Origin of the sequence: Microbacterium suaedae (assembly GCF_003254645.1) — a bacterium.
Classification (GTDB): domain Bacteria; phylum Actinomycetota; class Actinomycetes; order Actinomycetales; family Microbacteriaceae; genus Microbacterium; species Microbacterium suaedae.
Window position 1 is genome coordinate 13,609 of the sequence record NZ_PNFD01000002.1, and the last position, 11,985, is coordinate 25,593.

The following is an 11,985-nucleotide window of genomic DNA, read 5'->3' on the forward strand; positions in this document are numbered from 1 at the left end:
GCGAGGCGTCGTCGTGTTCTTCGTCATTCGGTTTCGTCATCGCAGCCCACCCATCACCCGCAGCTGAACAGTGGTCGCCGAGTGCCTGCGTGCCCTCGGGGGTGAGAGCGAATCTCCCCTCCGATCGGCCGAGGCGGAGTGCCTGATGGCTTCTGAGAGGCGGAGTCGACGACGCGTCCAGTGTGGCATGAGCGACATGTGTTGCCACGTGTTGCGAGGACGGGCGCTCGGACGTCCACGGGGCGGACAGGTGGGGCAGGTCCGAGGGTGCCCCGTCGCCGAGACGAAGAGGCCCGGATCCGTGTGGGATCCGGGCCTCTTCGCGAGCGGGTCTGTCACATGTTGATCATGTGACCGGCGAGGCCGTGGAAGCCCTCCTGCAGCGCCTCCGACAGGGTCGGGTGCGTGTGGACGTTGCGGGCTGCCTCGAGCGCCGTGAGATCCCACTTCTGCGCGAGCGTGAGCTCGGGGAGCAGTTCGGAGACGTCGGGCCCGATGAGGTGGCCGCCCAGGAGCTCGAGGTGCTCAGCGTCGGCGATCAGCTTGACGAATCCGACGGGCTCGCCGAGGCCGTTCGCCTTGCCGTTCGCGCTGAACGGGAACTTGGCGACCTTCACGTCGTGTCCCTCGGCCTTGGCCTGCTCCTCGGTGAGCCCGAAGCTCGCGACCTGGGGAGAGCAGAACGTGGCGCGCGGCATCATGCGGTAGTCGCCGAGCGTCTGCGTCTCGGCGCCGCCGATCGTCTCGGCCGCGACGACGGCCTGTGCCTCAGCAACGTGCGCGAGCTGCAGCTTGGCCGTGACGTCGCCGATCGCGTAGACGCCGTCGACGTTCGTGCGCATGTGGTCGTCGATGTCGATCGCGCCGCGGTCGGTGAGCTTCACACCGGTCTTCTCGAGGCCGTAGCCCTCGGTGCGCGGCGCGAAGCCGACCGACATGAGCACCTTGTCGGCGTCCAGCTCGCCCGTCGTGCCGTCGGACTTCTTGTAGGTGACGTGCACACCCTGGCCGTTGTCGTCAGCGGAGGTGACGCCCGTCGAGGTGAGGATGTCGATGCCGAGCTTCTTATAGGCCTTCGCGATCTCCTTCGAGACGTCGGCGTCCTCGTTCGGCAGCACGCGGTCGGCGAACTCGACGATCGTGACCTTCACGCCGTAGTTCGACAGCACGTACGCGAACTCCATGCCGATCGCGCCGGCGCCGACGATGACGATCGAGTTCGGCAGATCGCGCGAGAGGATCTGCTCCTCGTACGAAACGACGTTCTCGCTGAGCTCGATGCCCGGCAGAGAGCGCACGACCGATCCCGTCGAGATGATGACGTTGTCGGCCGTGACGCGCTCGGACGTCCCGTCGCTCTTCGCGACGTCGATCGTCTTGGCGTCGACGAAGGATCCGCGCCCGGAGTACTCCGTCACCTTGTTCTTCTTCATGAGGAAGTGGATCCCCTTGACATGGGTCTCCGCGACCTTGCGACTACGGTCGAAGGCCTTCCCGAAGTCGAAGGACACCTCGCCCGACATGCCGAAGAAATCGGCCTTGTGCGTGAAGGTGTGGGCGACTTCCGCGTTCTTGAGGAGCGACTTCGAGGGGATGCAGCCCACGTTCAGGCACACACCGCCCCAGTACTTCTCTTCGATGATCGCGGTGTTGAGGCCGAGCTGGGCGCTGCGAACGGCCGCGACGTAACCGCCGGGGCCCGCGCCGAGGATGACGACGTCGTAGTGAGGCATGCTCTCAGCCTAATGGGCGTGATCGAACCGTGGGATCGGCGCGTCTCAGGGACGCCGCGCGCGGACGATCATCGTCACGATGAACGCGATCAGGGCGAGCACGACGATGCCGCCGACGATCGCGATGATGGCCGGCGTGCCGAGTCCGGAGTCGGCGGGCGGCGCCGAGGCATCGGGGGCGTCGGTCTCGGTGGGCGCGCTCGGCACCTCGCTCGGTGCGGGAGAACTAGTCGGATCCGGCGTCGAAGTGGGCTCCGGGCTCGGCGTTGCCGCGGCGCTCTCGGCCGTGAAGGTGAACATCTGGCTGTCGGCGTGGCCGTCGCCGTACACGACCTGCCAGACGACGGTGTAGACCCCGGCCGGGGCATTCGCATTGTCGAGTGCCTGTGTGACCGTCGGGCCGTCGACGACTGCGTTGCCCGATGCATAGTCGGTGCAGTCACGGGTGTCGGCGTGGCCGGGGTCGGCGATGAGCAGGCCGGCGTCCTCGCACGACGCATCGTAGACCTGCACCTGGGTGTTCGAGCGGCCGCCTGCCTGCTGATCCTCGGGAAGGGGCTCGGTCAGGTCGTCGCTGAAGGTCAGCGACACCTCAGCCGGCAGTGCGGCGACCGTGCCATCTGTCTCGGGCGTCGTCGATACGAGGCTCGAGTGTGCCGCGGCGGGCGCGGCGACGGCGAACGGGGCGAGCAGCGCCGCGCCAGCGACGAGCGCCGCGACGAGGGCGCGCGCGGCGCGGGGATGGGAATGGGGGGAATCACGGTGCTTCACGAACGACACGGTACGCCTCGTCCCGAGAGGATCCTCCGAACCTCCCCGTGCCCCGCTGGATCCGCCGAGATTCCCGCGCGTCGCACGATGCTGATCGGCTAGGCTTGGGGGATACGGAAGGAGCGCGCGTGTCTGAGCAGCAGTACGAGCCGATGTCGACGGCCACAAGGCACATCCCGAGCGCGTCCGGTCACGACGGGACCGGCGACCACACCCAGACGTTCGGGCATGATTCCGATTTGTCATTCGTTCCCTTCCACGGCGAGTTGTCGCAGGCCGAGCTCGATGCGGTCGCCGCACTTCCGGCGAGCGCCGCGCTCCTGCTCGTGCGTTCCGGTCCGCAGGCGGGCGCGCGTTATCTCCTCGACAGCGACGCGACCATCGTCGGTCGCCACCCTGAGGCCGACATCTTCCTCGACGACGTGACCGTGTCGCGGCGTCACGCCGAGATCACCCGAAACCGCGGCAGCTTCGAGCTCGTCGATCAGCGTTCGCTCAACGGCACGTATGTCAGTGGCGAGCGCGTCGACCGTGCCCAGCTGCGCAACGGCGACGAGGTGCGCATCGGCAAGTTCCGGCTCAACTTCTTCAGCTCCCCGCGCGACCTTCCGGCGGCAGGTTCCTGATGGGTGCGGCGGCCGCGAAAGGCGGATCCGCCGCGAAGGGGTCGCAGTCGCTGCTCTCGATCGGGCAGGTGCTGTCGAAGCTCTCGGGCGAGTTTTCCGCACTCACCTCGAGCAAGCTGCGCTTCCTCGAAGTGCAGGGGATCGTCTCACCGCAGCGCACTGCGTCCGGATATCGGAAGTTCTCGCCGTCTGACGTCGAGCGGCTGCGCCTTGCGCTGACGCTGCAGCGCGACCACTACCTGCCGCTCAGTGTCATCCGCACGTACCTGGATGACATCGACGCAGGCCGTTCGCCCGATCTCCCGCAGGCACCCGCGTCCATCCACCCGCAGGGGCGCACCTTCTCCCGCGCGGAGCTTCTCGAAGCTGCCGAGGCGCCTTCGCAGCTGCTGAACGACGCGTTCAGCCTCGGTCTCATCGCTCCGGCAGAGATGTACGACAATCGGCACGTCGCGCTGCTGCGCGGTCTCGTCGCGCTCGAGAGGCACGGCATCGATCCGCGCCACGTCCGCGCGATGCGCCAGAGCGCCGATCGAGAAGTGGCGCTCATCGAAGCCTCCCTGTCACCCATGCTGCGCCGGGCGGACCACGTGTCGCGCGCTCGTGCGAACGAGCTGGCGCCGCAGCTCGCGGAGCGCCTCGACGAGGTTCGCAGCATCTTCGTGCAGCAGGCTCTCGACCGGATCCTTCCCGGATAGACCGGGATCGTGCGGGTGCGTGGATCACGATTGATAACGCTTGATCGACACGCCGCTTCGTCGGAAGCGGATGTCGTTGATGGGGGCCCTCAGCGGCCGTACTGTGGGGGAGACACCTTCGCAGAGAGGACGATGATGAGCGCGGGACACCCCCACGACAGCGGCTTCGCCGTCGACCTTCTCTTCACCGACGGCCTGCCGCAGCTCGATCCCGATATGGGGTATCGCGGCGCCGTCGCCGCGAAGGCCGCGGGCATCACCTACCGCCAGCTCGACTACTGGGCACGTACGGATCTTGTCGTTCCGACGATCCGCAGCGCGCACGGATCCGGCTCGCAGCGCCTCTACGGGTTCCGCGACATCCTCGTCCTCAAGCTCGTCAAGCGACTCCTCGACACCGGGATCTCGTTGCAGCAGATTCGGGTCGCGGTGGAGCAGCTCCGTGCCTCCGGTATCCGCGACCTCGCGGGAACGACGCTCATGAGTGACGGTGCGTCGGTCTACCTCTGCACCTCGAACGACGAGGTGATCGACCTCGTCAGCCGCGGTCAGGGCGTCTTCGGGATCGCCGTCGGCAAGGTCCTGCGCGAGGTCGAGTCGACGCTCGTCGAGTTCGACCCGGCCACGCCGGATCCCGTTGACGAGCTCGCCGCTCGCCGGGCCAAGAAGACCGCGTAACGGGGCGCCTCACGCCCGTCGACCGGTCGCACTTGCGATCGTTCCCGTATCAGCGTTCGCGGGTGCGTTGTGGTTGTTCCGGTGCGCGTTGGTGACCGTTTGGCACCGGTAGCGCGTGGGTACCCGTGCGGCACCGGCGGGGTGGGGGCTAGCAGTGCGTTGTGGTCGTTCCGGCGCACGTCGACGACCGTTTGGCACCGTCAACGCGTGGGGTACCCGTACGGCACCAGCGGGCGTGGGGGACCGTGCAAGCTAGCGGTGCGTTGTGGTCGTTCCGGTGCACGTCGATGACCGTTTGGCACCGGTGGAGCGTGGGTAGCTCGGCGGCACCAGTGGGCGTGGGGGAGCGTGCGGGCTAGCGGTGTGTTGTGGTCGTTCCGGTGCACGTCGATGACCGTTTGGCGCCGGTGGGGTGTGGGTAGCTCGGCGGCACCAGTGGGCGTGGGGGACCGTGCGGGCTAGCGGTGTGTTGTGGTCGTTTCGGTGCGCGTTGGCGACCGTTTGGCACCCGTGGGGCGCAAGCGACCGTTCGGCACCGGTGGGGCGGGTGGCCCCGTCAGTGTGCCTGCGGGCCCGATTCGGGGATCTCGATGTGACCCGCCTCGACGATCCGGTCGAGAAGCTGGTCGAAGTCGGCCGCGAGCTCTTGCGCGGACTCGCCGGGCCAGACGTGCAGCGGCTTCGCGGCGCCCTGAGCCTGCTGCAGGGAGGTGCGCTCGGGCAGCTGCGGCTCGAGGACGAGCGGACCGAACATGTCGCGCAGCTCTTTGATGCGGAACTGGTGCTCGACCGACTGAGGGCGTACGCGATTGACAATGATGCCGAGGGGCTGCAGGCGCGACGACAGACCGCGGCGGATCTCCTCGATCGCACGCAACGCGCGGTCGGCGGCCGCGACGGAGAACAGGCCCGGCTCGGTGACGACGCACACGCGGTCGCTCGCCGCCCAGGCGGTGCGCGTCAGGGCGTTGAGAGAGGGGGCGCAGTCGATGAGCACGAGGTCGTACTCGTCCTCGATGAGGGCGAGGGCCTCCTCCATCTTCCACACATCGCGCACGGAGGGGTGCGGTCCGTCGTAGTTGATGGCAGAGGGGCTGCCCAGCATGATGTCGATCTTGCCGGGGTGCACCTTCGTCCAGCCGCTCGACGCGATCGCCTGCCGGACGGTCTTCTCCTTCGGGTTCTCGAGCACATCGGCCACGTTGAGTCGGCCGGCGGTCTGCACATCGAGACCCGTCGACACATCGGACTGCGGGTCGAGGTCGACGACGAGCGTGCGGATGCCGCGGGCGAACGCGGCGGAGGCGAGGCCCAGGGTCACCGTCGTCTTACCGACGCCGCCCTTCAGAGAACTGACGCTGAGTACGTGCACATCCCTACGCTACCGTCCCCTATGCTGTGAGCCGTCCCCATCTGTCGAGGAATCGGCGGAGAATCTGCCCGAGGGAGGCACATGTTCTCGAAGGTCCTCGTCGCCAATCGCGGAGAGATCGCGATCCGCGCATTCCGCGCCGCCTACGAACTCGGCGCCCGAACGGTCGCGGTGTTCCCGATCGAAGACCGGAACTCGCTGCACCGACTGAAGGCAGACGAGGCGTATCAGATCGGCGAAGAAGGTCATCCGGTACGCGCGTATCTCGACGTCGATGAGATCGTGCGCGTGGCGGTCGAATCGGGCGCCGATGCGATCTATCCGGGCTACGGGTTCCTCTCGGAGAACCCGGATCTCGCCGCGAAGGCCGCCGAGAACGGCATCACTTTCATCGGTCCGCCCTCGCATGTGCTCGAGATGGCGGGCAACAAGGTCACGGCCAAGGAACACGCGATCGCGGCGGGAGTCCCCGTCCTGCAGTCGACGGAGGCGACGGACGACGTCGACGCGCTGGTGGCGCAGGCCGACGATATCGGCTTCCCGCTTTTCGCGAAGGCGGTCGCGGGCGGCGGCGGTCGCGGAATGCGCCGCGTCGACGCCAAGGACGACCTCGCGCCTGCGCTTGAGGAGGCCATGCGCGAGGCCGGCAGCGCCTTCGGGGACGCACGCATGTTCCTCGAGCAGGCCGTTCTGCGCCCCCGCCACATCGAGGTGCAGATCCTCGCCGACGGCGACGGGAGCACGGTGCACCTGTACGAGCGCGACTGCTCAGTGCAGCGCCGCCACCAGAAGGTCGTCGAGCTCGCCCCCGCACCGAACCTCGACCCTGAGATTGCCCGGGAGCTGCACCGCCACGCGGTCGCCTTCGCCGAGTCCATCGGATACGTCAATGCGGGCACCGTCGAGTTCCTCCTCGAGACGGCCGGGCCGCGCAGCGGCGAGGTCGTGTTCATCGAGATGAATCCGCGGATCCAGGTCGAGCACACCGTGACGGAGGAAGTCACGGACGTCGACCTCGTGCAGACGCAGATGCGCATCGCTTCGGGCGAGAACCTCGTCGCGCTCGGACTCACGCAGGACGAGATCGTCCTGCACGGCGCGGCGCTGCAGACCCGCATCACGACCGAAGACCCCTCGAGCGGCTTCCGCCCCGATACGGGGAAGATCACGACCTACCGTTCCCCGGGCGGCGCGGGGATCCGTATCGATGGCGGGACGACGGCGGCCGGATCGCAGGTGTCGCCGCACTTCGATTCGATGCTCGCGAAGCTCACGGTGCGCGGGCGCGACTTCCCGGCTGCCGTGGCGCGCGCTCGACGCGCGCTTGCGGAGTTCCGGATCCGTGGCGTTGCGACGAACATCCCCTTCCTTCGCGCCGTCCTCGATGACCCCGCCTTCGTGGCGGGCGATCTGTCGACGTCGTTCATCGACGAGCGTCCCGAACTACTCAAGGGGCGCGTGTCGAAGGACCGCGGAACGAAGCTGCTGCGATGGATGGCCGACACGACCGTCAACAGGCCTCACGGCGAGCGCCCTGCGCTTGTGGATCCGCGGATGAAGCTGCCCGCGATCGATCTCGATGCGCCGGCGCCCGCGGGAAGCCGACAGCGGTTGCGCGAGCTCGGCCCCGATGGTTTTGCCGCAGCCCTGCGCGAGCAGAAGGCTCTCGCGGTCACCGAGACGACGTTCCGCGACGCGCACCAGTCGCTGCTCGCCACGCGAGTGCGCACGCGCGATCTCGTCGGCGTCGCCCCCCACGTTGCCCGCCTCGAGTCGCAGCTGCTCTCGGTCGAGGCATGGGGTGGGGCGACCTACGACGTCGCGCTGCGTTTCCTCGCGGAGGATCCCTGGGAGCGGCTCGAACGCTTGCGGGAGGCGCTGCCGAATGTCGCGATCCAGATGCTGCTGCGTGGGCGCAATACCGTCGGCTACACCCCGTACCCGACCGAGGTCACCGACGCGTTCGTGCGTGAGGCCGCCGAAACGGGCATCGACATCTTCCGCATCTTCGATGCGCTCAACGATGTCTCGCAGATGCGCCCCGCGATCGACGCGGTCAGGGAGACGGGGACGGCGGTCGCTGAGACGGCGCTCTGCTACACCGGCGATCTGCTGAACCCGGCCGAGGATCTGTACACGCTCGACTACTATCTGCGGCTCGCGGAGCAGATGGTGGACGCAGGGGCGCACGTCCTCGCGATCAAGGACATGGCTGGTCTTCTGCGCCCCGCGGCCGCGGCGAAACTCGTCACCGCGCTGCGTCGCGAGTTCGCGCTCCCGGTGCACGTGCACACGCACGACACCGCGGGCGGTCAGCTCGGCACGCTGCTCTCGGCGAGCGCGGCCGGCGCGGACGCTGTCGACGCGGCTGCCGCGCCGCTGGCCGGAACGACGAGCCAGCCCGCGCTGTCGTCGCTCGTCGCGTCCCTCGCCCACACGTCTCGCGACACGGGACTCGATCTCCAGAGCATCGCCGACCTCGAACCATATTGGGAGGCTGTCCGCCATCTCTACGCCCCGTTCGAGTCGGGCCTGGCCGGGCCCACGGGGCGCGTCTACACTCACGAGATCCCGGGAGGGCAGCTGTCGAACCTGCGCCAGCAGGCGATCGCACTCGGCCTCGCCGATGATTTCGAGCTGATCGAAGACATGTATGCGGCCGCGGATCGCATGCTCGGACGGATCCCCAAGGTCACGCCGTCGTCGAAGGTCGTCGGCGACCTCGCTCTGCACCTCGCGGCCGTCAAGGCGGATCCGGATGACTTCGAGCGAAACCCCGAGAAGTACGACGTGCCCGACTCCGTCGTCTCCTTCATGGCCGGCGAGCTCGGGGAACTCCCCGGAGGGTGGCCCGAGCCCTTCCGCACGAAGGTGCTGGCGGGGCGGGATGTCGGTGTCGGCACCACGCCGATCTCGGACGAGGATCGTGAGGCTCTCGACGCCGACTCGGCGACGCGGCGCGGGCGGCTCAATCAGCTGCTGTTCCCGCAGCCGACGACGGTCTTCGACGAGAACCGGCGCGCGTATGGAGACATCTCCGTCCTCGACACGGCCGACTACCTGTACGGTCTCGAATCGGGCCGTGAGCACGTGGTCGAGTTGGAGAAGGGCGTCGAGCTGTATCTGGGCCTCGAGTCGATCGGTGATGCTGACGAGAAGGGCATGCGCTCCGTCATGACGACGCTCAACGGTCAGCTGCGTCCCGTCGAGGTACGTGACCGCTCGATCGAGGTCGATGTTCACGAGGCGGAGAAGGCCGATCGCGCGAACACAGGGCATGTCGCGGCGCCGTTCTCGGGTGTTGTCACGCTCAAGGTCGCCCCCGGAGACGCCGTCGAGGCAGGTCAGCCCGTCGCCTCGATCGAGGCGATGAAGATGGAGGCAGCCGTCGGCGCGACGGCGACGGGAATCGTCGAGCGCGTCGCGATCGCCGCAACGCAGCAGGTTGACGCCGGCGACCTTTTGGTCGTTATCGCGCCGTCCGAGTAACCTTTCCGCGGCGGGAGCCTCCCGCCGCGGGTGGATCCCGCCCCGGTACCTCAGGAGTTCCCCTTGGCAGCAGATCGCACGTCGTCGCCTGACGACCAGAACGAGCACGGTGTGCTCGACGACGCGGGCATCGACACGACCGCCATCGACCTTGGCATCACGGCGCAGGTTCCTGTGACCCTCCCCGCGGGTTATCGCGACGACGACGCCGACGACGAAGTCACGGCCGACGAGCTCTCCGCGGAGGAGATCGCGCGTCGTGACGCGGAGTCGGATCCCGAAGACGACGAGACCGACCGCGTCGAAGAAGGCACCGACGGATCCTCGGGGTCCGACGAAGCGCCGACACAGGGCGACGACGAGTCGGGCGCTGATGCCGACGAGGATGAGTCGGGCGCCGATGAGGACGAAGCCCGATCGGACGAAGAGCGGGACGAGGGCGACGTCGTTCCCGTCGACACCGACGATGACGAGACGAAGATCGGATCCGGTGACGAGGCTGCGGTCGACGGCGAGCCTGTCGGTGCGGGCGTGGATGGCGAGCCTGTCGCCTCGGACGCAGATGACGAGCCGGTCGCGGCCGCGGACGCACCGGGTGCGGAGGATGAGCGGGACGCCGAAGGCGCGGTCGCCGCAGATGCTGAGGCGCCGACCGATGCTGAGGCGCTGACCGATGCTGAGGCGCTGACCGACGCCGAAGTATCGACCGACGCTGATGAGGCGGCGGAGCCAGATGTCGCTGGCGACGCCGATGACCTTTCCGCGGGTGAGGACGTTCCCGCAGCCGATGACGCGCCCTCGGCGGAGAAGACGACCGAGTCCGTGAACGGCGACACGCCGCGTGGGGAGACGCCCTCGATCGCCGTTCGCGAGCCGAGCCCCGTCCCGGCAGCCGTCTCGGAGGGGACGGCCAACCGGGTGCAGGCGGCTGCGCGGGTCGGACGTTCGTCGTTCCTCAAACCGCCGGCGCGTTCGATGACGCCGGAGACGGCGGCCCTGCGCGCCGACCGGATGAGCATCGACGCCGACCGCGAACCGAGCGAAGTCCTGACCGACGAGCGCCTGCTTGACACGGGTGCCATCCGGCGTCCCGAGCCCGAGGACCCGTGGCGCCGCATCGTGTACGCGATGACGCGGGGCGCCATCAACCTCGGTGACGGCAAGCGCACGCGCGCCCGCCGAGAGCTCATGAGCCGCATCGCAGCGCCGCTGCCGGGACGCGCACGCTTCGTCCCCGTTCTCAGTCGCAAGGGCGGCGTCGGCAAGACCACCGTCACGGCCCTGCTCGGCATGGCGCTCGCCGATGCGCGCGACGACCGTGTCGTCGCCGTCGACGCCAATCCTGACCGTGGGACGCTCGCCGAACGCATCGCGAAGCCGTCCGGGAAGACGGTGCGCGATCTCGTGCGAGGACGCGACGAGGTGCAGGGCTATGGCGACATCTCAGCGCACGTCGTCCGAGACGCCACCCGCCTCGATGTCCTCGCGTCGGACGCGGACCCGCACATCGCCGACGCATTCAGCGACAGCGACTATCGCGAGGTCGCCGAGATCGCGCAGCACTTCTACTCGATCGTCCTCACCGATACGGGCACCGGCATCGTGCACTCTGTCATGGATGCGACGCTCGACCTCGCCGATCAGATCGTCATCGTCTCGGGAACGAGCGTCGACGAGGCGCGCCTCGCCTCCGAGACCCTCACCTGGCTCGAGACGAACGGCCACGCTGACGCGGCGCGACGGGCTGTCGTCGTCATCAATGAGGACTCGCCCGCCAAGTCGCACGTTCGCGTCGACGAACTCGAGACGCACTTCCGCTCGCGTGTCGGCGCCGTCGTGCACATTCCGTACGACGCGCAGCTCGCCACCGGCAGCGCGATCCCATTCCACGAGCTCGGGCGTTCCACGCGCGACGCCGCGCGGAGGCTCGCTGCTCTCGTCGTCGAGGGGATCCGCACCGCATGACTGTCCGCGAGATCCGCCTCTACGGGGATCCCGTGCTCCGCACCCCGTGCACCGAGATCACCGACATCGACGACGGCGTTCGCGCTCTCGTCGACGACCTCATCGAGACCGTGAAGGTGCCGGGGCGCGCTGGCGTGGCTGCCCCGCAGATCGGCGTCGGACTCCGCGCGTTCAGCTACAACGTCGACGACCGCGTCGGCGCGATCCTCAACCCGAGGATCGTCGAGGTGAGCGGTGAACCCGTCCCGACGGGGGAAGGCTGCCTGTCCGTGCCGAACCTCTGGCACGAGGCGCTCCGTCACCCCTACGCGCGCGCCGAAGGCATCGACGTCGAGGGTCGACCCGTCGTCCTCGAGGGCGAGGGGCTGTTCGCTCAGATGCTGCAGCACGAGACCGATCACCTCGACGGCGTCGTCTACCTGCAACGGCTCACGAAGGACGCCCGCCGCATCGCGATGCGCGAGGTGCGCGAGAGCGACTGGTTCTGAATCTCGCCGCCAAAGGGGCGACGAGATTCAGCGCCATTGATGGGGCGGATCCGGCTTCGCCGTCCGCCTGGTCTCGCTGCCAAAGGGGCGATGAGGTTCAGCGCCTCTGATGGGGCGGATCCGGCTTCGCCGTCCGCCTGGTCTCGCTGCCAAAGGGGTGACGAG

The 11,985-nt window shown here is 68.3% G+C and carries 9 protein-coding genes; 6 read left to right on the forward strand and 3 right to left on the reverse strand.

Features of this window, described 5'->3' with window-relative positions; genetic code table 11:
• Positions 1-335: 335 nt before the first annotated feature.
• The gene (gene lpdA, locus C0012_RS06580) at positions 336-1,733 is read right to left on the reverse strand and encodes a dihydrolipoyl dehydrogenase (protein ID WP_110589360.1); all 1,398 of its coding nucleotides are present in this window, start codon (positions 1,731-1,733) and stop codon (positions 336-338) included.
• A 45-nt stretch (positions 1,734-1,778) separates the two neighbouring features.
• Positions 1,779-2,504: a copper resistance CopC family protein gene (locus C0012_RS06585; protein WP_162621866.1), complete on the reverse strand. Its 726-nt coding sequence runs from the start codon at positions 2,502-2,504 to the stop codon at positions 1,779-1,781.
• Positions 2,505-2,656: 152 nt separating this feature from the next.
• Here C0012_RS06585 and C0012_RS06590 point away from each other — a divergent pair, with 152 nt between their 5' ends.
• The 3 genes from C0012_RS06590 (at position 2,657) to C0012_RS06600 (ending at position 4,506) form a co-directional block, all read left to right on the forward strand.
• Complete coding sequence (locus C0012_RS06590; protein WP_110589447.1) at positions 2,657-3,130, forward strand: FHA domain-containing protein; 474 nt, start codon at positions 2,657-2,659, stop codon at positions 3,128-3,130.
• Positions 3,130-3,828 (forward strand): transcriptional regulator FtsR, encoded by a 699-nt coding sequence (ftsR, locus tag C0012_RS06595; protein ID WP_110589359.1) that lies wholly within the window; start codon positions 3,130-3,132, stop codon positions 3,826-3,828. The genes C0012_RS06590 and ftsR overlap by 1 nt, the downstream gene beginning before the upstream one ends.
• A gap of 135 nt (positions 3,829-3,963) precedes the next feature.
• Positions 3,964-4,506, forward strand: a complete 543-nt coding sequence (locus C0012_RS06600; RefSeq protein WP_110589358.1) for a MerR family transcriptional regulator — start codon at positions 3,964-3,966, stop codon at positions 4,504-4,506.
• A 556-nt stretch (positions 4,507-5,062) separates the two neighbouring features.
• On the opposite strand, the gene C0012_RS06605 is transcribed toward C0012_RS06600, so the two are convergent.
• Positions 5,063-5,878 carry a ParA family protein gene (locus C0012_RS06605; RefSeq protein WP_110589357.1) on the reverse strand — a complete coding sequence of 272 codons (816 nt, stop codon included), beginning with the start codon at positions 5,876-5,878 and terminating at the stop codon, positions 5,063-5,065.
• Between the two features lie 81 nt (positions 5,879-5,959).
• Between C0012_RS06605 and C0012_RS06610 the strand changes: the two genes are divergently transcribed.
• The 3 genes from C0012_RS06610 (at position 5,960) to def (ending at position 11,820) form a co-directional block, all read left to right on the forward strand.
• Positions 5,960-9,367, forward strand: coding sequence for a pyruvate carboxylase (locus tag C0012_RS06610; protein ID WP_110589356.1), 3,408 nt, complete (start codon positions 5,960-5,962; stop codon positions 9,365-9,367).
• A 63-nt stretch (positions 9,368-9,430) separates the two neighbouring features.
• The gene (locus tag C0012_RS15680; protein WP_232527812.1) at positions 9,431-11,332 is read left to right on the forward strand and encodes a nucleotide-binding protein; all 1,902 of its coding nucleotides are present in this window, start codon (positions 9,431-9,433) and stop codon (positions 11,330-11,332) included.
• The gene (def, locus tag C0012_RS06620) at positions 11,329-11,820 is read left to right on the forward strand and encodes a peptide deformylase (RefSeq protein WP_110589355.1); all 492 of its coding nucleotides are present in this window, start codon (positions 11,329-11,331) and stop codon (positions 11,818-11,820) included. Before C0012_RS15680 ends, def begins: the two co-directional genes overlap by 4 nt.
• The last annotated feature ends 165 nt before the right edge of the window (positions 11,821-11,985 follow it).

Bases quoted from the DNA above. Each gene is read 5' to 3' on its own strand.
- lpdA (WP_110589360.1), bottom strand. From the start codon at position 1,733: ATGCCTCACTACGACGTCGTCATCCTCGGCGCGGGCCCCGGCGGTTAC.
- C0012_RS06590 (WP_110589447.1), top strand. From the start codon at position 2,657: ATGTCGACGGCCACAAGGCACATCCCGAGCGCGTCCGGTCACGACGGG.
- ftsR (WP_110589359.1), top strand. From the start codon at position 3,130: ATGGGTGCGGCGGCCGCGAAAGGCGGATCCGCCGCGAAGGGGTCGCAG.
- C0012_RS06600 (WP_110589358.1), top strand. From the start codon at position 3,964: ATGAGCGCGGGACACCCCCACGACAGCGGCTTCGCCGTCGACCTTCTC.
- C0012_RS06610 (WP_110589356.1), top strand. From the start codon at position 5,960: ATGTTCTCGAAGGTCCTCGTCGCCAATCGCGGAGAGATCGCGATCCGC.
- def (WP_110589355.1), top strand. From the start codon at position 11,329: ATGACTGTCCGCGAGATCCGCCTCTACGGGGATCCCGTGCTCCGCACC.